At 57.9% G+C, this 22,856-nt stretch carries 22 protein-coding genes; 6 read left to right on the top strand and 16 right to left on the bottom strand.

Annotated features, from left to right (window positions below):
* Positions 1–505: 505 nt before the first annotated feature.
* From ACYQ0G_RS10975 to ACYQ0G_RS10965, 3 genes are all read right to left on the bottom strand, one after another.
* Positions 506–1,234, bottom strand: a complete 729-nt coding sequence (locus ACYQ0G_RS10975; protein WP_460102490.1) for a carbonic anhydrase — start codon at positions 1,232–1,234, stop codon at positions 506–508.
* A 16-nt stretch (positions 1,235–1,250) separates the two neighbouring features.
* Positions 1,251–2,231 (bottom strand): calcium/sodium antiporter, encoded by a 981-nt coding sequence (locus ACYQ0G_RS10970; RefSeq protein WP_460102488.1) that lies wholly within the window; start codon positions 2,229–2,231, stop codon positions 1,251–1,253.
* 244 nt (positions 2,232–2,475) lie between these two features.
* Positions 2,476–2,685, bottom strand: a complete 210-nt coding sequence (locus tag ACYQ0G_RS10965) for an HP1242/YdcH family protein (RefSeq protein ID WP_460102487.1) — start codon at positions 2,683–2,685, stop codon at positions 2,476–2,478.
* 101 nt (positions 2,686–2,786) lie between these two features.
* Here ACYQ0G_RS10965 and ACYQ0G_RS10960 point away from each other — a divergent pair, with 101 nt between their 5' ends.
* From ACYQ0G_RS10960 to ACYQ0G_RS10950, 3 genes are all read left to right on the top strand, one after another.
* Positions 2,787–3,728, top strand: a complete 942-nt coding sequence (locus tag ACYQ0G_RS10960; protein WP_460102486.1) for a hydrogen peroxide-inducible genes activator — start codon at positions 2,787–2,789, stop codon at positions 3,726–3,728.
* A 57-nt stretch (positions 3,729–3,785) separates the two neighbouring features.
* Positions 3,786–4,247 carry a universal stress protein gene (locus ACYQ0G_RS10955; RefSeq protein WP_460102484.1) on the top strand — a complete coding sequence of 154 codons (462 nt, stop codon included), beginning with the start codon at positions 3,786–3,788 and terminating at the stop codon, positions 4,245–4,247.
* A gap of 168 nt (positions 4,248–4,415) precedes the next feature.
* Positions 4,416–6,224 carry an SLC13 family permease gene (locus ACYQ0G_RS10950; protein WP_460102482.1) on the top strand — a complete coding sequence of 603 codons (1,809 nt, stop codon included), beginning with the start codon at positions 4,416–4,418 and terminating at the stop codon, positions 6,222–6,224.
* 484 nt (positions 6,225–6,708) lie between these two features.
* On the opposite strand, the gene ACYQ0G_RS10945 is transcribed toward ACYQ0G_RS10950, so the two are convergent.
* Positions 6,709–8,196: a sensor histidine kinase gene (locus ACYQ0G_RS10945; RefSeq protein ID WP_460102481.1), complete on the bottom strand. Its 1,488-nt coding sequence runs from the start codon at positions 8,194–8,196 to the stop codon at positions 6,709–6,711.
* A 201-nt stretch (positions 8,197–8,397) separates the two neighbouring features.
* Here ACYQ0G_RS10945 and ACYQ0G_RS10940 point away from each other — a divergent pair, with 201 nt between their 5' ends.
* Both ACYQ0G_RS10940 and ACYQ0G_RS10935 read left to right on the top strand, forming a co-directional pair.
* Positions 8,398–8,595: a hypothetical protein gene (locus ACYQ0G_RS10940; RefSeq protein WP_460102479.1), complete on the top strand. Its 198-nt coding sequence runs from the start codon at positions 8,398–8,400 to the stop codon at positions 8,593–8,595.
* Positions 8,596–9,082: 487 nt separating this feature from the next.
* Complete coding sequence (locus ACYQ0G_RS10935) at positions 9,083–9,637, top strand: DUF421 domain-containing protein (protein WP_460102477.1); 555 nt, start codon at positions 9,083–9,085, stop codon at positions 9,635–9,637.
* Between the two features lie 217 nt (positions 9,638–9,854).
* Here ACYQ0G_RS10935 and ACYQ0G_RS10930 read toward each other — a convergent pair whose 3' ends face one another.
* On the bottom strand, positions 9,855–11,201 hold the full coding sequence (locus ACYQ0G_RS10930; RefSeq protein WP_460102475.1) for a hypothetical protein: 1,347 nt from the start codon (positions 11,199–11,201) through the stop codon (positions 9,855–9,857).
* Positions 11,202–11,352: 151 nt separating this feature from the next.
* Between ACYQ0G_RS10930 and ACYQ0G_RS10925 the strand changes: the two genes are divergently transcribed.
* Positions 11,353–11,586, top strand: a complete 234-nt coding sequence (locus ACYQ0G_RS10925) for a hypothetical protein (protein ID WP_460102473.1) — start codon at positions 11,353–11,355, stop codon at positions 11,584–11,586.
* Between the two features lie 955 nt (positions 11,587–12,541).
* Here the strand turns inward: ACYQ0G_RS10925 and ACYQ0G_RS10920 are convergent.
* The 11 genes from ACYQ0G_RS10920 to ACYQ0G_RS10870 all read right to left on the bottom strand — a co-directional run bounded on the left by ACYQ0G_RS10920 (position 12,542) and on the right by ACYQ0G_RS10870 (position 22,853).
* A complete protein-coding gene (locus ACYQ0G_RS10920) occupies positions 12,542–12,988 on the bottom strand; it encodes a hypothetical protein (protein ID WP_460102472.1) in 447 nt (148 codons plus the stop codon).
* 221 nt (positions 12,989–13,209) lie between these two features.
* On the bottom strand, positions 13,210–13,530 hold the full coding sequence (locus ACYQ0G_RS10915; protein WP_460102470.1) for a hypothetical protein: 321 nt from the start codon (positions 13,528–13,530) through the stop codon (positions 13,210–13,212).
* A gap of 28 nt (positions 13,531–13,558) precedes the next feature.
* The gene (locus ACYQ0G_RS10910) at positions 13,559–14,116 is read right to left on the bottom strand and encodes a thermonuclease family protein (protein ID WP_460102468.1); all 558 of its coding nucleotides are present in this window, start codon (positions 14,114–14,116) and stop codon (positions 13,559–13,561) included.
* 139 nt (positions 14,117–14,255) lie between these two features.
* Positions 14,256–14,615, bottom strand: coding sequence for an MbcA/ParS/Xre antitoxin family protein (locus tag ACYQ0G_RS10905; protein WP_460102467.1), 360 nt, complete (start codon positions 14,613–14,615; stop codon positions 14,256–14,258).
* An 829-nt stretch (positions 14,616–15,444) separates the two neighbouring features.
* Positions 15,445–15,567, bottom strand: coding sequence for a M48 family metalloprotease (locus tag ACYQ0G_RS10900; protein WP_460102464.1), 123 nt, complete (start codon positions 15,565–15,567; stop codon positions 15,445–15,447).
* A 407-nt stretch (positions 15,568–15,974) separates the two neighbouring features.
* On the bottom strand, positions 15,975–17,447 hold the full coding sequence (locus ACYQ0G_RS10895) for a TolC family outer membrane protein (RefSeq protein WP_460102462.1): 1,473 nt from the start codon (positions 17,445–17,447) through the stop codon (positions 15,975–15,977).
* Between the two features lie 87 nt (positions 17,448–17,534).
* The gene (locus ACYQ0G_RS10890; RefSeq protein WP_460102461.1) at positions 17,535–17,924 is read right to left on the bottom strand and encodes a hypothetical protein; all 390 of its coding nucleotides are present in this window, start codon (positions 17,922–17,924) and stop codon (positions 17,535–17,537) included.
* A complete protein-coding gene (locus ACYQ0G_RS10885; RefSeq protein WP_460102460.1) occupies positions 17,921–19,726 on the bottom strand; it encodes an ABC transporter ATP-binding protein in 1,806 nt (601 codons plus the stop codon). The genes ACYQ0G_RS10890 and ACYQ0G_RS10885 overlap by 4 nt, the downstream gene beginning before the upstream one ends.
* A gap of 75 nt (positions 19,727–19,801) precedes the next feature.
* On the bottom strand, positions 19,802–20,983 hold the full coding sequence (locus tag ACYQ0G_RS10880; protein ID WP_460102458.1) for an ABC transporter permease: 1,182 nt from the start codon (positions 20,981–20,983) through the stop codon (positions 19,802–19,804).
* Complete coding sequence (locus tag ACYQ0G_RS10875; RefSeq protein ID WP_460102456.1) at positions 20,983–22,134, bottom strand: ABC transporter permease; 1,152 nt, start codon at positions 22,132–22,134, stop codon at positions 20,983–20,985. The genes ACYQ0G_RS10880 and ACYQ0G_RS10875 overlap by 1 nt, the downstream gene beginning before the upstream one ends.
* Positions 22,131–22,853: an ABC transporter ATP-binding protein gene (locus ACYQ0G_RS10870; RefSeq protein ID WP_460102454.1), complete on the bottom strand. Its 723-nt coding sequence runs from the start codon at positions 22,851–22,853 to the stop codon at positions 22,131–22,133. The genes ACYQ0G_RS10875 and ACYQ0G_RS10870 overlap by 4 nt, the downstream gene beginning before the upstream one ends.
* Positions 22,854–22,856 lie beyond the last annotated feature (3 nt).

The raw sequence follows: 22,856 nt of genomic DNA, 5'->3' as shown, positions 1-22,856 counted from the left end.
TCTCAAATCATCGCGGGTTGCTTTTCCCCCATGCGAATAAATGACTGCTTACAAGTCACCGCGCGAGCCTCCCGAATGACCGAAATGAGGGCGCAAAGCGGACATAGCCGCGCCGGTCTCTTTCGAAAGTTCTCAGCAGTCAGGAGTGGGGTGGCCAAGAAATGGCGGTTTTCTGCGGTTCCTGAAAAGTGGTGCCCCATAAACGACAAAAATGGGCACTCAAATCATTGGGAAATTTCTCTGCGGAGACCCTGATTTTAGTCAATCAGCCCAATTCGCCGACAGCTTTGGGCCGTCAGCAGGCAGTCCGCTTCTGAGTGCCAGAACCATGCAAGCCGACATTCCGCAAACCATTCGATCGCTTACATCGTTGTTTACAGTGTCTGTATGAACGGGAACGGGTCCGCATTCCGAGGGTAAGCAGAGATCCCACGACAGGAAGGGGCGCGCTCTATTTGATCCGGTATTGGCGTGCCACCGAAAACCAGACGCTCCGCTAAAGGTGTCAGGGCCGGTCGAAGAAATCGACCGCGCCCGTGGCGAGATCATAATGAGCCCCAACTACCTTCAGCTTACCGGTCTCCTGCGGTTTGAGCAGCAGCGGATCGGTGGATGTTCGCAACTGCTTTACTACCCGGGAAACATTGGCACGGATGGCATGGTCCAGCATATCACCTTCGCGCCCGCGCACTTCCAGTACGGCAGGAATGATCGGTTCGATCATGCGCCCGATGCTGCCAGGAAACGTCGCGTTGTCGTCAACAACGGCCTTGGCTGCTTTGACAGCCCCGCAGGCTTCGTGTCCCATGACCACGACAAGCGGCACACCCAGTTCGGCAACGGCATACTCGATGGAACCGAGCGCGACCGTATCCACGGTATTGCCCGCGTTTCGGATGATGAAGAGCTCGCCAAGGCCACGGCCGAAGAGGATTTCAGGAGACACACGGCTGTCGGAACAGGTGACGTAGGCTGCGAAAGGCGCTTGCCCTTGTGCGATCTCGAGCCGGCGTTCGCGTCCTATCGGAGCAGAGGTTGGAACGTCATTGAGGAAGTTTTGATTCCCTTCGACAAGAAGATCAAGCGCTTCATCCGGGGAAAGAGCGGTCTTCCCGTTGATGACAGGAGCCAAGCGCGCGGGCCGCGCCGTTTGTGCGGCAGCGGCACCGCCGCCTAACGTGAGGGCACTGCCAGCCACGGTAGCACCCGCTAGAACATTGCGTCGAGAAATCATGGCATTCTCCTTGAGTTTATGCATTCCTGATCAGGAAAACGAGATAGGCGGCATAGATTGCCAGCAGTAAGACGGCGGGCAGACGCCGCACATCTCGGAAGATAGCGAAGGCCAGGATCGCGCCTGCGGACATCAGAACAAGCCCGATATCCAGTGGCAGCAAGTTGCCCGGAATCGCGCCCGGCGCGAGCAACATGGTGGCGCCGCCGATCCCCAGAATATTGTAGATGTTCGAACCTACGACGTTGCCGAATGCAACTTCGACCTCGCCCTTGCGCGCAGCTATTACGGAAGTGACCAGTTCCGGCAGAGAAGTGCCAACCGCTACGATCGTCAGACCGATTAGCGTTTCAGTCAAACCGGCGAAGCGTGCCAAATCGATAGCGCCAGTAACCAGCAACCTACCACCGCCGATGAGGACCATTAGGCCCAGCAATGTAAAAAGGACCGGTCTGGCCCATCCGTCCTTGGCAGGATGCAGGCCCTTATCCGTTATCTCAAGGGCTAGAGCCCGGTCGTGGGGTGCGTTGTGCAGAACTTCTGGCTCGGCAAGTCGCTCTTCGCGATAACACCAGGAGATATAGCCGCCTAGGCCCGCGATAAGTGCGACGCCTATGAAGACGCTCCCCGTTCCCGAGGCCGCAAGCAGTAAAAGAACCAGACTGGCGCCGAGCGCGACCGCCGGATCCCGCCACCGATTTCGACTTTCGATTGCGAGCGGTGCCACGAGAGCGGCGGTCCCCAAGATAAGCAAGCTGTTGGCGATGTTTGAACCGACGATGTTTCCCCATGCAATCGCTGGGGAGCCTGACATTGCGGCTTCGACGCTGGTCACCAGTTCAGGCATGGAAGTGCCGAAGCCGACGATGACGAGACCGATGATCAGAGCGCTGACCCCTGCCTTTTCGGCCAGCCCGACGGCTCCGCGAACAAGCAACTCTCCGCCTGCGACCAGAAGGACCAGCCCAACGACTACAAGGATTATAGCTGCCATCATGCGCGGTATGCCTCCGTGTCTATGCGCGCTGCTGTCCTCGGGGCGATCATGCCCCCTACAGTAGCGACCGGCGATCCGCTTGGCGCGCCGAACGGGACAGCGGCGAAGGTCCCGAGTGTGGTTAGTGCGACGTTGGGCACGAAATCGCACAGGCTTTCGACAGGAAGGGAGTCCGTTCGGGTTATGACAAGAAGGGAGCAGCGACGGCCCAGGGGAATGGGAAAAGCACAGTCGCCGCGCCGGGTCATCCGGTCACACCACGTCCGTAATAGTGGCGTTGCAGCGCAGCGATCTTGTCTTTGATATGCAAACGCAGTCGTTTCATCGACTTCATTTCCTCGCTGGCGCCGAGCGACTTCGCAGTGTCAATCATACGATTGAGCGCACGATGCTCGCGCGTGAGCTTGAGCAGATAGGGTTTCATGATCTTTTCGTCAGGGGACATATGGGTCATGTTAATCTCCGTAGTTTGACCAAGAAAACCTAGACCTAAGCCGGACGATTATCCAATTCGAACAATTGCAGGTCCGCGATAAGTTTTGCTAATGGCAATTCATGCCCACGCTCAAGCAGATCGCGATATTCGCAAAGCTGGCAGAGACTGAGAATATGGGAGAGGCCGCACAAGGTCTCGGCCTGAGCCAGCCCGCATTAAGTCAACAATTGATAGCTCTTGAAAAGGAGCTGGCCTTAAGGCTTTTCGAACGTGTGCCGAAGGGAATGCAATTAACGCCAAGTGGTCGAGAGCTTCTGCCTGCAGCACTTGCGGTCCTTGGCGCGGCCCGCGAATTTGGCGACGTTGCTGATCGTATTGCAAATCGATTAGTGGGCTCGATCAGATTTGGCGTCACGCCGACTCTTGGTCCTTACCTGATGCCTGCGGTAATCAAACGGCTGCACGAGCGCTATCCAGACATGCGGCTATTCATTCGAGAAGGTATTCCGGAACAACAGCACGCCGAACTCGCTGCAGGACAACTCGACATGGTACTTTCGCCCCTGCCCGTCGAAGGGCGCGGTCTGCATATTGAACCGTTATTTCGGGAGCCTTTGCACATTGTCGCACCGCCGGACGATGTTCTCAACGCAAGCGATCGGATCTCCAAGAAAGATTTTGCAGATCGCACGTTTCTCACTCTCGACCACCGCCATCATTACCACCGGCAACTTGAAGATATCTGCCGTAAGCTCGGCGCAACTATTCTGTCAGATTACGAAGGCACGAGTCTCGATGCCCTACAGCAGATGGTGGGTTCGGGCGTTGGCCTGGCAATTCTCCCCGAACTGTACATCAGGTCAGGTGCGGGTGGTCTCGATATGGTGACGGTCACCAATCCGCCGGGGTGGGACGTATTTCGCAGCATCGGTGCCGTGTGGCGTCCGGCAGCGGCCTTTGCGGATCTCTACGCGGAGATTGCGGAAGTGATCACAGCGGAAGCGCGGCTCAAACTGAATAGAGTTATGGATCCCGCATCGGAAGACAATTTGATATCCTGAGATAAAGAAAGCGTCCATCATGACCGATAGCAACTGATTTCTAGAGAGGAGATCACCGTGTTCGAGAGAGTGATCGTGGCCTACGACGGCAAGAAGGAATCAACATTCGCTCTCAAGCAGGCCGCAAGTCTTGCGTTCGCATATCGCGCAGAGATTTACCTTATCGGCGTTGTTTCCATCATTCCCACCACAGCCATGGCTGATCCATATCCGCAAGACGACTTTCTGGTCGCTGGTCGGGATCGTTTACTGCGGTCTTTGCACAAAGAAGCCGAAGACCTTCGAAAGAAAGGGATGAGGGTTTTTGCTGAAATCTTGCAAGGCAGTCCTGTCACCAAGATTGCTGCATATGCAAGATCAATTCATGCCGATTTGGTCGTAATCGGTCATACAGAAAACGGTTGGCTGGCACGATGGTTCAACGGCTCGATTGGCTCCCAGCTTATCCGGGAACTGCCATGCAGCCTATTGATCGCTACCGGCGAAGTAGATGAGATCGAAAATGTGAGCATCGGATAGCGTTCGGATCTGTGAGACCTTTTTCGTCGGGATTGCGGCAATCTAAAATCCGCGCCCCATTATTGCAGGTTTGCCGCTCATGGTAACCTGTGCGTTAAAAGTTCGTTGCCAAGGGTTGCATACGCTCTTGCTGGAGGATGTGGCTGAAGCCACGATAAACCACCTGATATGCTGAACAGCTTCAGAGATGTCGTAGCGATTTATTCGGCCCTGATTGGTCTCGGGGTGCTTGTGGGCGTTTTCATCGCCTTCGCCCTCGAACGGCGCCCCCCAGTGGTTATTGCGGTTCTCGGCGGTATCGCAATGATGGTGCTTGGCTTTCTACCGGTTGATGAAGCTCTCGCGGTATTTGCGAACCCGGCGCCAATCACAATTGCAGCGATGTTCATTCTGTCCGGTGCTCTCCTTCGTACCGGAGCGCTCGAAGAGATTTCGGGCTGGGTGATCAGGCGCACGCTGCGGAAACCTCGCGTTGCGATAGCGGAAATCGGTGGTGGCACTATTGTGGCCTCGGCGTTTATGAACAACACCCCCGTCGTAATTGTTATGATCCCCATCGTGCAGCGCCTGGGGCGGGTTCTGGGCGTGGCATCCACCCGGTTGCTCATACCACTGTCCTACATTTCGATCTTGGGCGGTACACTTACCTTGATCGGCACTTCGACGAACCTCCTGGTCGACGGGGTAGCGCAGGATCAGGGCCTGGCTGCATTCGGCATATTCGAGATGACCACGATTGGCCTTTTTGCAGGAGCAGCGGGGCTCGTCGTCCTCGGTATTCTTGGTCCGTTTCTGTTGCCTGACCGGCCGCCACACGCGCTCGACGAACAGGGAGAAAGTGATTCCTACCTCTCCCACCTAATCCTCGAGAGTACCAGCGGGCTCATAGGTAGGCGAATAGGTGAATTGGCTATCTCCCGCCGGCCAGGTCTGCGCATAGTCGGGTTTCAAAGAGGGCGCTCAATCGAACGACACAGTTTCGAGGATTGCATACTCAAAGCTGGTGATCAGCTTATCGTAGCAGCCAGTCCGGCAGAACTCGCGTCGCTTGCCGAGGCTTTCGATTTTCGCACCGGCCTGACCGGTGTTGGCGGCGGTATCACAACGGCCGGGCCCAATAGGCCGGACGACTTGAAGCTGATCGAGGCAGTCATAGGTCCCTCACATCCTATTATCGGGCGGCGGCTGGCAGAAATCCCACTCCTTTCCCGGTTGAAGGTTAGAGTTCTCGGCGTGTCCCGGCCGAGACATCTTGCGGGACCGGACCTTCCGAATGTCCGGGTCCGGGCGGGCGATCGTCTGCTGATCGCTACCGGAAGTGACGGGGCACAGGCACTTCAGAGCAATGTGGGCCTGAGTGATGTAAGCGAAGCGCCTGCGCGTGCATTCAGGCGTATGCGGGCGCCCATCGCCATCGCGACACTAGCTGGGGTGGTCGTCATGGCTGCAATATTCGGCTTTCCCATCGAAGGCTTGGCGCTGGCAGGCGTGGGCGTCGTGTTGCTCACCAAATGCATCGAGCCGGAGGAAGCTTGGGGGTCACTCGATGGAAGTACCCTTGTCTTGATATTCGGCATGTTGGCCTTCGGCAAAGGCCTAGAAAATGCAGGTACGGTCGAACTGCTCGTAGACTGGCTCCAACCGCTGTTTTCAGTCGCTTCGCCGCTTCTTTTGCTGCTGGCCATATACGCGGTCACCAGCGTCCTTACAGAGACCGTTACCAATAACGCCGTGGCTGTGATCATGACACCGATAGCGATCGGCTTGGCTGAAGCACTGGACTTAGATGCTCGCCAATTGGTTCTGGCGGTAATGTTCGCAGCCAGCGCAAGCTTCGCAACACCAATTGGTTATCAAACTAATACACTCGTTTACGGAGCGGCCAATTACCGTTTTATGGATTTCGTGCGGATCGGATTGCCGATGAATCTCGTGGTTGGCTTGGCCACGTGTGTGGCCATCACTCTGTTAGCTTAGGGCCTCGCAAACCTCCGAACCGTTTATGGCACTGTAGGTACAAAGTCGCAATTGAGGTGGCTTGGGGATGCAGCAGTGCGATGCACATTGATATGGAAATGTTCAACAGCAAGGCACACGTCAGACGCTTGTCCGCAATCGGCTAAAACGTCTGAGAATCTGACCTTTGGCAAACGGACCGAATGGAGACGCTAAGATTATGAACTTGATAACTAGTAGCGGGCAACCGATCCGCTCAGATGCGTCGCTGTTGAGGCGTTAACCGGCGGTGTTGAATACGCGCCTGCTTTCGGCGGGTAGCTTAAGTCCGTATTGAATAGCCCGAAAGCGGACGTTACCGACGTCTGACGGCTATGACCGTTTCGGGAGCTGCTGGCGGTTTCTCTAAGCACCGAGTAGCAAGTTCTCCAGCTAATCTAACGGAACTGAGCCGGTCAGCATATAGGCGTTCGGCAATCAGTGACGGGTACGCTAACGTTTTATCCTAGCTTCTTTTCTTGAACCTGGCGAACGAGCGTCCGTACTCCACCGATTGCGGATCTTTGGCTACATGGATGGCGAGGCAGCATTTCAGGCCTCCGGGTAGAAACTCCATGGTAACATCTGCATCCCCGCCGGAATGCGAGCCGCGTTCAATCAGCCGCGTCCCAAAGCCCTTCCGTTCTGGTTCGACAACGGTCGGTCCGCCGTATTCCTGCCATGTCATGAGAATTACATTGCCATCCTCGCTGCCGCTTACCGACCAACCAATCGAGACCTGTCCATCGTCAACGGAAAGCGAGCCGTATTTGACTGCGTTGGTAGCCAGTTCATGGAACGTCATCGTAAGATCGAGGGCTGTTTCGGGATCGAGGAGGTGCTCCGGGCCGTCCATGCTGACGCGTCCGGTCCAATCGCCCAGCGACGCGCCTAGAGTTGCACTAAGAAGACTACGCAAGGATGCTGGTCTCCAACTACTCTCGGTAAGCAAGCTGTGGGCAGCGGACAGGGCGGATAGCCGGGCGGTAAACTGCTCCAGCGCACCATTAGCTGCGGGGACTGCTCGGAATGTCTGCTTAGCGAGAGCTTGGACCACCGCTATCGTATTCTTCACTCGATGCTGCAGCTCGTTGATCAGTAATTCCTGCCGGTCTTCATAGGCGACTTCTTCAGTGATGTCGTAGCCTTGGATGATAATCCCAGAGATCTCGTTTGCGGCATTGAAGAAAGGTTGGAAGATGAAATTCAGATAGCGAATGGCGCCGGCCTCATCATCGGCCGTATTCAGCATGACCTGTTCACGCTTTCCTATATAGGGTTCGCCGCTCCTATAGACCTCATCGAGTATATTGACGAAACCCTGATCAACAACTTCAGGAAGCGCCTCCTCCACCGTCCTTCCGACGATGTCAGTCCGGCCGACCAAATCCAGATAGGCCGTGTTCGCCATTTCAAAGACATGACCGGGTCCTCCAAGAACCGCGACGAAACCAGGAGCCTGATCGAAGAACTCGGTAAGGCGCCTGCTTTCCCGCACTAAAGTTAGGTTTCTAGACTGGACCTTTTCCGCACGACGAATGAGATCGGCCTGCTGGCGAAGCTGCCTCAGTTCCTGCAACTCCGTTACATCTACGGTGTGCTGAAGGATCAATTTTACATCGCCATCGTCATCGAACAGCGGCGTATGAGTTGCGCTCCAATAGCGGCTTTCCATGCCATTGTCTGGACCGGCGATGTCGTAGCGAATGAGGGCGATCTCGTCGACTTCCGCTGTCTTCAATACCCGCCGTAGAGAACCGTCCAGCAGCCGGAAACTTTCGCTCGCACGATCGGCCGGGAACGCGTCGAACAGCCGTTTGCCGATGATATCTTCGCGTTTGCGCATGGTCGCGCCGAGATAGGCTTCATTGACCCAGACGAGCCGCAGATCCGGGTCCATAACCATGTAAGGGTTTGGCGATGCTTCCAGCAACGCGGCAAAATCGATACTCAAGCGAATTCCAACCTGTCCCTGAACTTAGTATCATTTTATTGCGGGCCAAAAGCTGGGTCAGGAGAACCTGCCCTTGCGGCCACAATTGGTAAATCGCTCGGCTTATGGTTTGGTTTCCATGTGATATGCCCTGTTAACCGCCATCAACCTTACTCAGTGCGCTACCTTGCGCGGATCCAGTACTCTTATTATGATTTAGTTATGACTGACGAAGAGTGCGAACTTCGCCACGAGCTGAGAAATGCAGAGCAAGACAAGCTTGCTTTGAAGCAGATCATTAATCGCGCTGCTGATGAAATCGATGAATTGGTTAATACTGATTGTTCCGAAGCGTCCATCAAACATGCCAGGGCACAAGCTATGCGATTGCGTAAAGTGGGCGACCTCCCGTCCAAATAGTCTTGGCTCATTCTAGGGTATATAGCGGGCCTGTCGCCCGATAGATAAGGTACCGACACTCGCGTAATGCTATATGGACTAGGTTGAAGCACGCGCATTGCTCGCACCTCCCCCAAATTTTTGAAACTGCCTTCCGAGGTTTCCTCAAAAGCACCTCTAGAACTGGCGATGCAAGGCTGCGAATTCAGCGTTGTAGTGCGTCAAGTGTTCAGGCTCCCTTATCTTTCTTCATCTCTCTTTGAGTTCGCGGTAGCGAGGCAGAAAGCACCATGTGCCAGCGTCATAAGCTGTAGTTGGATTTTCCTTCCCTTATTCGGAGGAGTAACAAATGTGGGCTTCGGGGCCCAACGCGGTTGATTTTCGTATCTGCAGGGTATGACGGGTCCGGAAGGTATGGCGGGGCAAAGAGGGAACTTCGGCGAGTTTTGCTATTTGCGGGCTCAGATAGGCCACTTTTCCACTAGATAGGACCCAAGGAAATTAACGCATGTTTGGATTAACCGATTACCCCGATGCAATTCTGCGCGGCGCATCGTTCGGCATCGTGACTCTGATCTGGATAATCATCGTCGTGCGCATAATCGGTCTTCGAACGTTTTCGAAAATGACCGCTTTCGACTTCGTTGTTACGCTCGCTACCGGTTCGCTACTCGCATCAGCTGCAACCGTTACCGAATGGACGGCGCTGGCTCAGGCGTTCAGCGCGATACTCGCCCTGCTGACTGCTCAAGTCATATTGGCAGTTCTTCGCCGTGGTTCGCGAACCTTCCAGCTACTCATAGAAAACGATCCAGTCATGCTAATGCACGACGGCAAGATACTCAAAGGCGCGCTCGCAAAAACGCGCGTAAGCGAGAGCGACGTTCTTTATGAGATACGCCTACAAGGTATCAACGACATATCGGATGTGCGATCGATGGTTTTAGAGAGTACAGGCGATATCTCGATCATATCGGGCAAGGCTGGTCCTACCGAAGAAGTTATGAAAGAGGTCGATTGCTGCTATGGTCCGGAAAAGCATCACTCCACCCGGCAGAAATGATGTGCTGGCCGCGGAATCCGCTGAAAGGCTCCATCTTAACGACCCGAGTTGGGCCGTTTGCGGACAGTCGGCTTTCGGCGAGTGCACCGCTAAAAAGCCGACGGGGCACAGCGATTTATCTTGCGCGCAACTCGCTTTCGATGAGACCTTGTAGAGGTCAAGATTACGTGGTGCCAAACGCGCACATTCCCCCGAGGAGCGGGTAGGGATAAGCCTACTAGAATGACCTGAGGTCGAAGGATTGCCCATAGAACACCCCGAATTTCACGTCTTCGTCGTCATCTTCCGATACTAGACCAATTCGGATACCGGCGACCAAGCCGTCCTTTTTGCTGGTCACGAGATAGACCGGCAAGTCGAACGCGAAGTCATCCGACAGGACGTCGTATTCGAACTTGGGCGCGAACCCCAAGCTGCGGATCAGACCGGACTGGCTGAGCGGGATCAGCCTGCGGAACTGCGGGGCGAGGATGAGCTTTTCCTGTTCGTTCGGAGCAGCCGGGGCGCCGGTCACGCAGGTCAGGAAGCTGTCGCCATCGCCGGGATCAGTCGGGCACCTTGTCACCGAGGTCGCGGCCTTCCACGAGCGCTGGTATTCGGTCTCGAAGAGAAATGACGTATTCCTCGACGGGAAATAGAGTGCTCCAGCCTTGATGCCATAGGAGAGGCGTTCGACCTCATCTTCAGCTAGCGCAGGCGCCGGAAAGAAGGCGAACTCTTCATAGCCGAGCGAGCCGGCCACCGTTAGGCCGAAGCTGTCCTTTACTACGCTATCGAACACAAAGCGATCGTATGCTGCACGTTCTTCCGGCGTCATGTAGCGCGAAAGGAAGGCCTCATCGACACGAATACACGTGTCATAAGCGCCTGCGTTCTGCTCGGCACAGCGCGTGCGCGCCGCGGCAACGGGAGCGCTGCTAAACACGGCGTGTGCAGGAGGGACGCGGCCAAGGAAACGCGTGAAGCGAACTTCGGCCTTAGTACCGGTGGCGAGGCCATCGAGGGTCGCAAAACTTGTGTCGCCCGACTTGGCAAGCGGTGCCGACAACGAGAGAGATGTCACGTCCTGTCTGTATCCGGCACTTGTGTCATTGCACCGTTCATTCGGATCAATCACTTCGCCTGGCTGGAGGGTGCAGTCTGTCGGCGATGCGCGGAACGCGGATCGGCTAACGGTAACGGAGGCGCGCGAACTGTCCTTTCCAGCCAAGAGCCCGACCGTCGCAACCGTTCCGCCGGTTGCAGGACTGCTGCCGGTACCCACCGACACCAGATCAGGGCGCGGCAGGTTGTACTGGGCAGGCTTTACAACTGGAGCGATTGCGCCCGCGCCGGGGGACATTTGGAATGTACCGTCGGCATTTGCTAGCTGGGTATCGGTCTTGGCTTCACTAAGCGTTTCCAGTCGGTCCTCGAGCTTTTCGATATGCTCTTTCGCGGCACGTAGCTCGCTCCTAAGCGCCTCGATTTCGGCATCCCTGTCGCTCGCATCCTGCGCCAAAAGAGGCAAGGGTACTGCAAGGCAGGCGGCACCGAGCACGACTAGGAAGCTGCCTTTCGTCACTTTGCGTCTCCGGGCGTCGCATCGACTACAACCGCAAACCTGTCGAGAGCCAGCGCAGTTATCTCGTTCGCGGGGATCTTGGCTGTGAGCTTTTTGAAACCGCGGGTTCCGGGCTGACGGTCCTCAGAAATCCCACAAGCTTGCAGTCGCGGTGCACCGCCTCGATTTCGACCGTCGCCTCGTTTCCGGCTTTACCCTCACACACGACCAGCAGGTTGTAGCAGGCATCCTGGTGGACTCGCACCACAAGGCTGCCGCTGCCAAAATCGGTGAGCTTGCCGTGAACGCTGCAGACGAGCCGCGCACCGTCGCTTTTGCTACCCGTAAGTTTGATTTCCCTAATCGTCGCCACGCCTGCCCCCTCGATCTTACCGGAAGAGCTTAAAGGAAAACAGCTAGATCCCCTCAGGCCAAACAAACACTCGAAGGGAAGTATTTGTCAAGTAAATGCAATATCTGTCAAGCCGATCGGCTCTAACGAAGGCGTAGCGATAAGCGCGGCCGAAACCACAAAGCTCAGTTTTTTCATGATATGCCCCTAATGAGCGACAATGCCCCCTGCATCATCGCAAGGTGTCATATTGCGAGGATTCACGTTTAAATCTAGCTAATTTAGAATGCGCTGAGCAAGATTTTCTAAAGGTTGAAGAGACTTGAGAGCGGCCACGCCACCAGTAACACAACCAGCACGGCTCCGGCGCCCAAGGCTAGGACCGTTTTAATGCGTTCGCCCCGGCCCTTTACCGAAGGCGCGCTTTCCCATCGAACCGGCGAATGAGCATCACGCCTGCGTTCAAAGTTTTTCGGATTGTAATTCAACTTGCCCCCACTTCACGATAATACATGAACCGAAGGGTTATTGTATTTAATTAGCAAGTATTAAAAGCCCGAATTGCTATCGATTACCCTTAATAGTCAGCCAACGTCTCGATCGAATTTACGCAGAATGATTGCAGCAACAAGCTATTCAATCGGATGAGGCGATCCCAAAAGAGAGCCTTAGTGTGCAAATAGTGATAGTGTCCTAGACAGCGTGTCTATCCATTCGGGACCGCATGCGAAGCGTGGCACATAACAATCTATAATCTACATCCGGAAACATCGCAGTGAATGAACGCCGCGTGATAGGCTTGTCTTTGAGATCCAGAATTTCGACGAGGCCGTAAGATGCGAGCCAAGCGGTTCCATCCCAGATGAAGGCTATTGCTCGCCCGCGTTCCACAATAACCGGATGCCCAGCTGTAGCATAGTAATTTAAAACCGGACGATCGGATTTGAACTGCTGCCCCATCGGGCAAACTTATAATAAAATAAGTTTTACCGGCGTAAACTACGGTTACCTATTTGCCCTTAAGTGTTTCAACCCACTCAAAACACCGGCTAGGCAACAATTGGTTTTCTTGGTCTCGGCGATGCGGCGCAATGAACCGTTCTTCCTCGCCAATCATCGCGCTCAAGGATCGCTCGATACGGTCGCGGCCCTGATCTGTAAGCCGGACGAGGGTAAAACGTTTATCCCGATCAGTTTTTTCACGAGCAAGGTCGCCCCATTCTTCAAGCAAATCGACGTATCGGGAAAATGTCGTGGCCGGCACCTTGGCGGGGTCTACCAAGTGCTTCATCATTATGTCCCCGCGGCCCTCCACGGTAAGAATGTAAGTCTCGATCAAGATATTCCAGGCAGGCTCGCCAAAGTATTTCTCTTCGAATGCTTTAACGCGCGCTAATCTTCTTGCCCGCTCGCGCCGCGCAGCAGCGATACATTCCTCTACATTGCGCAGCTGCACCTCAAACACCCTCTTAATTAATTTACCGGGGTTTCATGGCCCCTCTGAGCGGGATTGTTGACGCCTGAGTAATAATAAATTTTTACCAAATGTGCTGGCTGCAGAGTACGCGAACTCTAAGTAATTCCACGGAATTACCGATGCGCTGAGCTTGCCAGCTTAATCGTATTTGCCTCGTCGGTGAGGTGATGTAGCTTGGGGATTGGTCCGGTTCGATGGACTTAACAGCGCGGCAGCGGATCGATGGGGCTAGTTCGTCTGCTGTCTTCACAGGAACCGCTCTGTCCATCGGTTGCAATGTAGGAAACCACGAACTTGACCGATGTTCTCATGATGTTCCAAAGCGAGGCATGGTTCGTCACAGCCTCGATTCGATCAGCGACTGCGCCCGCAGTGGGTACAACCTTCGCATCGCGTGCCTGAAATGCGATCACATCATTGAAGTGAACGCTGTCCTTTTCATGCAGCAGGTTGGCCCACGGATAGCAAAAATGCCGTTGGACAAATTCGAGGATCGTGCTCGCTGCACCGCCTGCGGTCACCGAGGTGCCCACACGGCGCCCTGCGAAATCAATTTCTGACGAAATCCGGACAAGTACGTGCCACAGCACGTTCGTCGTCCCACCGTTCTACGTAAATGGCTTGTCCGCCAGCGAGCTGGTGACATGACAGATCGGTCTCGCCGGCACGAACCAAGGCCAAGGTACGTCCGTAGTGATCCTCGCCCAGGCGAACGATCGAAAGTGGACCATTGCCAAATGCGTTTTGAAGGCTCTCGTTCGAAGCGAACGGGTCGCCCGGCGCGCACTGGCGCCCTAGCCGGCAATGACCTGGCTTTTCCGGCGCATCGATCCCGAGCAGGCGTATCCGCTCATCACCGCAGCGGATCGTGTCGCCCTCGGTGACGGAGCAGGATGTGTCGATTGCGACCGCTACCGGCAGGGGGCTGCACGCAGCACAAAGAATTGGAAAAAGGATCATGGGAAGCAGCCATATTTTCTGCAGTTGCGGCTGCAACCGTGCAAAGATCCGTGGTGTAGGTAAACGACTGATTTGTGGAAAAATTCGCTTTGCTCCGGTACGAAAACAATTTGCAATTCCATGCCGAAGATTGAGATTCTGACGCATTTTGAAATTCCAGCGTTCATCAAACATGAGGTTGATAAAAAGTATAAGATATTGGGTTGTCGGAAGTAGAAGACCTCCGAAAAAGGATCGCCCTCGCCCGAACGGATGAGCGGAATGCAGCCTACTCAAATCTCCGCCGCTACCGCCCTTCCATCGCGGCGATGATATCGTGAGGCAGCTCATCGAAATCATCGGGTATCTCGATTTTGCCTTTAAGCACGGCAAACATTCGATTGGGGTAGTCGAGGGGCGGTGCTTCTGCATCGAGGTATTGCCGAACGATCTTCAGGTCCTCGATTTGGCCGTCCGTCATCCAATCAAGCGCGCTACGGCCGCCGAAGATCGGCGCCTCATTCGGCTTGCGCATCCATGCGTCGGCCACTTCAGGGACGGGTAGCAGCGTGTTGATCGCTCGAAAGATGCCGAGAACGTAGGACATCCGCAGCTTCGTCTCTTTGCCGATCTCCGGTCCACTTTCCTCCTTCCAGGCGCGCAGCACTTCGCGATCCGGTTGACCAAGTATGGCCGCCTCTTCGTCCTCGCTCAGGCCCCAAGCCTTCGCAATTTTGAAAACTGTACTAAGCCTTCCCTGGGCACTCAAATTGTCACACACGCTGCTCTCTGCCTACCTAGTCATCGATTAGCTATTCCCCGCAGCCAGTATCGAGCAGGGTGCAGCGGGAAACAATAGAAATGTCCGCTTCTGGGTCGAGAGCAGCCTGTCCGGTTTGTGTGTTGGAGGATCACAAGCAGACCTGCTTAAGTACAAATGCGGAGGGACAATAAGGGGCGACAACTTATGCGTGAACACCCCAATCAACCGCAGTGAGGAACTGGGCGACTTCGTTACCACGACCTTGCTCAACCAATTGCCGGGCGGTCAGCTTACCAAATCCTGGAATTGGTTGCGTGTGGTACCACTCTGTAGCGAGCAGCTCTGAAGCGAACCGGGGCCCGATTAGTGCCTTGATATCTGCTTCTATCATCTGGGTCATTCCGAACGGTGCCCGTATCTGCGGACCACCCGACGGTTAACGATCGCAGGCGACGAAAAGAGACCATTCGCTCGCGCTAGCTCTTCACGCGTGACGTCGCCTCGAGCCAAAGCCCGGGCATCAGCGTCTCGCTGCGCCTGCTTTTCAGCCCGACGCTCAATGGGATCGAGGATAAGCTTATCGTCCATGATCGGATAGTGACTTACTTCGACTTGCGACGCAATTCACCTGATTTTATCTCAAACTGGCAACTTTTGGCCGTTAGCGGAATGACGGCTTTTCGCAAAAGATGGCCGAGAGCGGACTGTCCGCAAACGGCCCCAAAGCTGCCGGTCAGAAATGCGACAGTTCATGCCCCATCAGCCCGAGCAGCTCCTCCTTCGCCAGTTTTTCGAGGATCGGACTGAAGAAGACGAAGTGGATTTCGCCCGGCATGTAAACGAGCAAGGCGTTCATCGAGCCATCGTTCGCCTTGGTAAAGCGTGACCGGAGCTTCGATGCTAAGCTTGCCCATCGCCTCCTCACAGGTGGCGTAGTAATCGGGATACGCGGCGGGCACGAGCCGGTAGCTGCCGCGCAGCATCGCCTCGCGCACCTCCTCGGTCTCGACCGGCTACCCCTGCCCCTCGGCCCAACGCCAGGCATGCGGCTCCTCGGCCTGGAGGTTAGCGACAAGGTCGTCGGGATAGGAAAGCGGCGTCAAGCGCGCATCGCGCGTGGCGGGGTCTTGCAGGGGCGCGCTACACTCGAAGCGAGAAGAGCTTGCAAGCGTTCCCGTACTGGCGCTGACCGGTGGTAAAGCGCGCAACGCTGTATAGCATCGCGCCGTTGCCAATCTTATCCCGCCATTGGTTTCCAAGTAATTAGTGGCTCGTCGACAGAGGCGCGAACTCGTCTGTCGTGGCGGGCCAGCCCGACGTGCCCGTCGCCTGCACCACGGGATCGGCATCGCGGCTCCAGTCCCACAGGATATTGCGGACCCGTGTGCTATTGACCGTAGGATCGTAAAGCGCTGCGCCGGTTTCGAGATTAAGGGAGCGCGCTTCGGCGAGTCCCATCGCCGCAAGCAGTGTGAAGCCCGCAACATAGGCGTTGCGCCGCGCAGTGATGAGCTGCACGCGGGCCGAAAGCAATTCCTGCTGAGCATTGAGCACGTCGAGCACGGTGCGGTTGCCCACCGTGCTTTCCGCGCGCACGCCTTCCAGCCCGATCTCCGCCCCCTCTATCGCCACGCGCGCATTCTCGATCACCGCTAGCGACGCCTGCCAGTTGGCAAAGGCCGCGCGGGTCTGCTGGACGATCTCGCGTTCTATCAGCACGGCGCGCTCCAGCGCGCTCGCCTCGCGCGCCTGTGCACGGCGATGGCGGGCAGCCGGGGCGCCGCCCCGGAACAGCGGGAAGGTCAGCCTGACGCCCACATTGCCAGTCACTTCGGACTGCGCAAAACCGGCAGCCACCGGCCCGCCCAGCGTCCCGAAGAAGTCGCTGTATTCGGCGTTGGAGAACAGCGAGACGCGCGGCGAGCGTTCAGCTCCCGCCGCTTCGTTGTCGAACCTTGCAGCGTCGACCGACCGTTGCGCGGCAGCGAGGTCCGGATTGTTGTCGAGTGCAGTTGCGACAGCGCTTTCGATTGTGTCGGGGATATCGGGCAGCGGCGGCGGGGGCGCGAGATCGCCCGGCACATCTCCTACGAGTTGCAGGAACGTCTCTCGCGCCGTGATGAGGCCCGCCAGCGCAATACGCAGTTCGCTTTGGGCCAGCGCAACGCGCGACTGCGACTGCCCGAAATCGGTGCGCGTCACATCGCCCAGTTCGAACCGTCCACGTGTCGATGCGAGGTCCGCGCCGAGGACATCGACCTGGTTCTGCGCGAGCGCCGCCAGTGCCTCTGTGCGCAGCACATCCATATAGGCCGCAACCGTCCGGCTGAAGATGGCGCTTTCGGTGGCCCGCAGTTCGGCGCGGCCAGCCTCGACGCGCATTTCTGCGCCGCGCACCGCGTTGCGCACGGCTCCGCCCGAATAAACCGGCACCAGCAATTGCGCATTGACGCCAAGGTTGCGGTCGGGCGCGGTGAACTGGTTCGACGACTGGCTGACGAATTCGACATAAGTCGCGTCGACATTGAGCGTGGGCAGGCCCTCGGCGCGATTGATCGGGACCTCCTCGTCGAGCGCACGCAGGTCGGCGCGCGCGCCGGTGAGCGTCGGATTGCCCTGATAGGCAAGCGCCAGCGCTTCGGGCAGCGTCTCGACCTGTGCCCGGGCTTCGGTCGCTCCTCCAAGGGTCGCCGCCAGCAGGGCCGGGAGAAAGGCGGAAATGGGGAGTTTGGTCACAGGCACGTCTTCAATCTTTTCTTTCGGAATTTAAGCGGGTCGGGGGTCGGAGCGAGACCTGCCCGGACGATGGCATTTTGCAGCTGGTCAGAGTTCGGAACGGGCGAGCCACCGGACGATGAAAGACGCGGCCAGCAAGTCGACGAGTATCGATGTGGAACCGATGGCGAAAGGCAGGTTGCGCCAGTAATCTTCCACCAGATCGAGATAGACCAGCCACAGCGATACGAGCAGCGACAGGATGTAAACCACACCGGCCAGCTTGCTGCGGAACCGAATCACGGCAAGGCCAACTAGCAGCGAAAGCACGGGCGAGACGAACAGCTTGGTGAGGCTGATCGCCCATCCGTTGACATCCAGCGACGGGGCCATCTGCAACGTCCCTTGCAGGATGGAGAGCGCGAAACTCGCCCATACCAGCCGTTCGAAAGTCCGGGCACCGTCGAGCGGGCGTCTTGTTGTAGCGGTCGCCGTCATTGTGCGACTTCCTTGCGGCGGGCTTCACCCGGCGCTTCCGCAGGCTCGGGCGTGCACCGGGCCTGTCCCTGCTCGACGACGATCACATTATCGAACCGCTCCAAGCTGGATACGCGGTGGGTGATGGCGATGGTCGTGCGCCCAGCCATCAGCGATTCCAGAGCAGTCAGGACGCGGTCCTCGTTCCCGGCGTCGAGCGCCGAGGTCGCTTCGTCGAGCAGCAGGATCTGCGGATCACGGTAGAACATGCGTGCAATCGCGACACGCTGCTTCTGCCCGCCCGACAGCAGCACACCGCTCTCGCCGACTTCGCGCAGGAGGTCGTCTGGCCCGGCTAGGAAATCGTCGCAATGGGCGGCCTTGGCCGCTTCCCATGCCCGAACCGGGCACGGGTCCGGGTCGCCGTAGACGATGTTGTCGAGCACCGTACCGGACAGCAGGTTGCTGCCCTGCGGCACGACACCGATTATGCCGCGCCACTGGGCAAGGTCGAACCCGGCGATATCGCGGCCGCGATACAGCACCCGACCGGTTTGCGGGGCGTAGAACCGCTGGATCATCGCAAACAGGGTGGACTTGCCGCCGCCGCTCGGGCCGATGATGGCCGTGCGCTTGCCCAGCGGAATTGCGATGTCGTCGAAGTAGAACACCCACTCGCCCTCGCTCGCACCAGCCTCGGCTTCGTCATTGGCGGCATAGGCGAAGCGCACGTTCTGGAATGCGATAGCGTTGGCCGGTCCGATGGCGGGGAGACTCGCAGCCGCATCTTCGGGTGCTTCGTCGCACTCGTCCGGCTCCCCGGCTTGAGCATCGAGCATGTCGGCCAGCACAGCCGAAGAGCCGAGCGCCGCCTGGTACTGGGTGAAGATCATCGAGAACTGGATGATCGGACCGACGATGTTGAAGATATAGAGGATGAAGGCGGTCAGCGTACCGATCGAGAGCGTGCCGAGTGCGACCCGCATGCCGCCATATCCGAAGATGATTAGCATCGCGAGGGTGAGCGCCAGCCCGTTCATCGGCGAAATCAGCGCCTCGATCTTGCCGATCCGCAGATTGTCTCGGAAGATTTCGGCCAGTTTGCGTTCCGTGCGCTGCGCCTCGACAGGCTCGGCATTGAAGGCCTTCACCAGCCGGATTTCCCCGAAGACGCGGGTCAGCATGCTGCCTAACCGGGCGTTCTGATCGTTGATGCGCTCGGTGAATTTCGCTGTCTTGATCAGGACCGGGGCCATGATCGCGAACGAGCCCAGGATAACGCCGAAGATCATCAGGGTCAGCGGAACGTCGAGCATGAAAAGCAGCACCGCGGAACCGGACAGCACGAGGCCTCCTTCGAACACGCCCGCTAGGTTTTTCGTGACGAGGCCCGAGATATTGCGCGTGTCATTGGCGAAACGGCTCACCAGCTCGCCGCTTTCCGTGCGGTCGAAATAGCCTACCGGACGGCGCAGGATCGTGGCGAATAGCTGACCCTTGAGCCGCTGCGCGATCAGCATGCCGGCTTTCGACAGGAGGTAGGCGCTGATGCCGCTGGCGATCGCGCCGAGCACGAGCAGGGCGAACAGCGCCTGGCTGGTGGGCGAGGACATAAGCCCGGGGAGCGAAAATGTCTCATCGCCCATCGAATCGACGAGCTGCTTAGCGACCAGCGGGAAGGCCAGCGTTGCGGCCACATCGACCAGCGCGATGGCGATCCCGACCGCGATCAGACCCTTGCGCGGTGCGCTGGCGGCCAGCACCGTCCGCAAGGTTGCCGTCGTGCCGCAGTTCTTGCTGATTTGTTCGTTATGTTCGGCCATCTTTCCCTCCCGAAGGCTCTTATCGTTGTTATCGTCTTGCCTCGTCCCGCCGCCCTTTTGGCCATGCGGGAAAACCTATTCCTTCAATCCGTCGAGGATCGGCTTGCGCGCGGCGTGCATTGCCGGGAACAGCCCGCCGATCAGGCCAACTATCGTGGCGAGCACGATGGCCTGGACGATCGACTGTCCTGAAACCGCGAACTTGAATGTCATGAGCGAATGCGAGCTGCTCATCGTAGTGCCCTCAAGGCCCTGGAACAGCGCGGTCGCAGCCATCGCGCCGATGACGCCGCCGACGAGCACGAGCACGAAGGCCTCAGCCATCACCGCGATGAACACCGGCATACCGCCGAAGCCGAGCGCGCGCAGCGTGGCGATCTCGCGGGTCTGGGCCTCCACGGAGTTGTACATCGTGTTGATCGCGGCCGCGATTGCACCCACCGCCATGATGATGGCTATCGGCCAGCCGATCAGTTCGATGATTTTGACGATACCCTGCGCCTGCGCGCTGTAGAATTCGTCCTCGCCGACGACTTCGAGATCGGTCAGGCGCGGATCGCGCTTCACAGCGGCCTGCAGGTCTGCGGCGGTAAAGCCGCTCGCGAGCGCCATGCGGACGGCATTATAACCGGTGCCGGTCCCGTAGACATCCTTAAGCGATTGCGCGTCCGTCCATATCTCGGCGCCGTGCAATCCCGATTGAGCGGAAAACGCGCCGACGACGGTCCACTGCGCCCCGGCAATCGCGACCGTATTGCCGACCGCAAGCTGCGGGTGCTGGGCGATGGCGATCTCGCCCACAAGCAATTCGCGCGCTCCGGCAGCAAAGGGCCGCCCTTCGATCACGTCGAGCCCGGGGCGGATGGCGAGGCCCTTCGTGTCCATGCCGCGCAGCCCCAGCGTCTTTTCTTCGCCGGATGCGTCGGGAAGGCTGATGCCCTGGTAAACCTCCGCCGAGATCATCGGGCTGCCGGCATCGGTGCGCACGCCTTGGAGTTCGCTGGCGAGCAGGGCCTGCTGCGGTTCAACCCAGCTCATCGGCTCTGCATTCGCGCCATCGCTGACGAGCAGCGCAACCCTGTCGGACCCGGTTTCTTCCAGCGTCCGGCGAAAGCCTTCCGACATGGCGAGGAAACCGAGCAAGACGATGACGACCAGCGCAACCCCGACCACGGTGGAAGCGGCGAGCCGCCAGCGATGGCCCATGCTCTGCAGCGAGGTTTTTGCGACTGCGGCGATCTGCAAACCGTAATTCATCACGCTCTCCTGAATGCTTCGGTCGGCTGCAGCTGCATCGCCCGGTAGCTCGGCAGGCCGCCGGTCAGCAGGGCCACGCCGATGGCAAAGGCCAGTCCGAGCAGCACGGTTTCGAGCGGCAGGTAGAACAGCGGCATCTGGCCTCCGGCGAATGCCTCGAAGATGCGCGCGACCAGGAAGGCTGCGAGCGTCATGCCGAGGGCGAAGGCGACCGCGACAAGGAAGACCGTTTCCGACAGGACGATGGCAAACACCCGGCGGCGGCTGAAGCCGAGCGCGCGAAGGATGCCGATCTCCTTGGTGCGCTGCTGCACACCAAGCGAGATCGAATTGCCGACGACCAGCAGCATGGTGACGAAGGCAGCACCGACGATAGCCTGCACGATGAAGGTCAGATCGCCGATCTGCGAGAGAAACGCCTTGGCCATAGCAGCGCCGGGTTCGGTCTTCGTTTCCGCCGCCGAATTGGCGAAACGCTGGTCGATTTCCGCCGCCACCGCGTCGTTGCGGTCGGGCGAAATCGTCCGGATCAGCAGCCAGTGAACCTTGTCCTCGAAGGCCAGCACATCGCTGTTGACGTAATCGTAATGGCCAATGACCCCCCAGCCGCCATCCTCGCCGGTGACATCGTAGATGCCTGCGACCTGAACCGGCCAGTCGCCGCTGCCATCCTTGTGGCGCACGAGATCGCTGGTCAGCGAGAAGCGGTCGCCCACGTCCCAGCCATAAAGTTCCGAAAGTTCGCGGTCAATCAGGATACCGTCGCGCTGCGCCAACAGGCGTTCGCGGGCTGCGGCATCGACCACTATTTCGCCTTCGTGAAAGGCAAGGTAACGCTCCACATCGGTCATCGTCGTCGTGATCGGGTTGCTGGGCTCGCCGAAATAGCTTGCAAGCAGCAGCACCGGCGCCCAACCGGCAACGCTGTCCAGCGAGCCGACCTGCTGCCCGTAATGCAGCGGAATTCCCAACAACAGGCCGACCTTCGAATGGACCATCAGCTCGTCGCTGTCCTCGACGTCGCCGGTCGGGTCCACGGCCTTCAGCGCGCCGGCCAGCGTACCGAAGATCAGGAACGCGATCATCGCGACCAGCGTCAGCAGGACGGTGCGCAACTTGTGCTGGCGAAGATGGGCGAAAACTAGGTTCATACCTGCACCGTGCGGCTGGCGGGCGATACCAGTTGGCCCTTGTCGAGATGCAGCACCCGTGTGGCCATGTCCGCCGCACTCTGGTCATGCGTGACCATGATGACGGTCTTGCCCAGCGAAACGCACAGCAGCTGCAGCAGGTCGAGGACGCTGTCGGCGGTCTCGCGATCGAGGTCCCCGGTCGGCTCGTCCGCGAGCAGCAGTTCAGGATCGGTGGCAAGCGCGCGGGCGATCGCGACGCGCTGCTGCTGGCCACCCGAAAGCTGGCTCGGCCGGTGATCTGCACGGTCGTCGAGCCCGACGATACCCAGCATCGCGTGCACGCGAGCGCGGCGCTGAGCCTTGTTCAGCCGCGTGAGCGTGAGCGGCAGTTCGACATTCTGCGCCGCCGTGAGGCCGGGCATCAGGTTGTAGAACTGGAAGATGAAACCGACATTGCGCGCACGCCACTGGCCCGCTTCGTGGTCGGACATTTTCGAGATGTCGCGATCGTGGAACATGACCTTGCCGCTGTCGATCCGGTCGATCCCGCCCAGGATGTTGAGCAGCGTCGTTTTGCCGGAACCCGACGGCCCCATGATCGCGGTGAACTCGTCGGCGGAGAATTCGAGATCGAGATCGCTGAAGATCGGGATTTCGAAATTCGTGCGACGATAGGATTTCGACACGCCTTCGAGGCGAAGGATCGGATCGGTCTGGGAGTCTTTCATGATGTTCATGTG

The sequence above is a fragment of the Qipengyuania triglochinis genome, from assembly GCF_054655615.1.
The sequence above is the reverse complement of the archived record's forward strand: the minus strand, read 5'-3'. Positions and strand labels throughout refer to the sequence as shown.